The following is a 918-nucleotide window of genomic DNA, read 5'->3' on the forward strand; positions in this document are numbered from 1 at the left end:
GAGCGAAAATACCTTAACAACAGTTGAGGGGATCTATAGCAGTAGTGGGACAGCGGAAAATTGGTTGTCAGATGATCCTCTAGTTACTGCTGCGTTGTCCACCGGAAATATACAAGCCTCCATTAATATTCCTAGAGATGGGGCGATCTCCGAGGTACAACATTACCAAACTTCTGAAATTCAATCACACATTACGATTCCGGTGAGTTTTCGAGAGAAAAATGTCGCCCTCCTTTCCCTTCAGTGGAAACAACCTTGTCAACTGACTCCAGAAGAACTTGATCCTTTGGAGTGTGTTGCTCAAGCGATCGCATTGGTACTGGTGAGTGTCAACTTGGATGTCTCCGCTTAACATCCAAATAAATGGTAAAGCAATAATCCTTGTTCTCAGGATGTGGATCTGTTTTGGGGATCACATCCTAAGAACTCAGCCGAGTGCTTGGAAAAGTGAGCTTTCTGGGTCACTTTCCATCGGGGAATAACAATTATTGGATTGTCCCGACATCAGTAACTTGACGAGGAGAGTAGACTAGCTGATATTTTAGGAATAAACATCTGTTTAGAGACAGATAAAACCTGTATTGTAGATCCAAACCGAATTTAGCTTGGGAATGATCAGTCCAAAATTGGGGCTTGAGAATCCCAATTCAATCGGTAACAATGACTGAAAGACTGCTCAGAAGAAGGAGTTTTTGGTGTTTAGAAGCCTGATATCGGTGTTGATCGATCCGATCGCAAGAGATTTCTGGCTCCATTCAGTTTAATACTGGTGTTAGGGAATGCGTGTATATGGTGTATGCAGAACATTTATCTCAACCGTCTATTTTTGATTTAGCTCGCTCGGGTGATTTTCAAGCGATCAACTACCTGATCAACAGTTATCTCAGACCTCAAGGGATTTCTAGATCGGAAGAGCAC

At 42.6% G+C, this 918-nt stretch carries 1 protein-coding gene; it reads left to right on the forward strand.

What is annotated here, in order from left to right; all coding sequences use genetic code 11:
- Positions 1 to 352: GAF domain-containing protein (locus M595_RS27970; RefSeq protein ID WP_023069917.1), on the forward strand; the 352-nt coding region annotated here is incomplete at its 5' end.
- Positions 353 to 918: the final 566 nt, after the last annotated feature.

Origin of the sequence: Lyngbya aestuarii BL J (genome assembly GCF_000478195.2) — a bacterium.
Lineage (GTDB): Bacteria > Cyanobacteriota > Cyanobacteriia > Cyanobacteriales > Microcoleaceae > Capilliphycus > Capilliphycus aestuarii.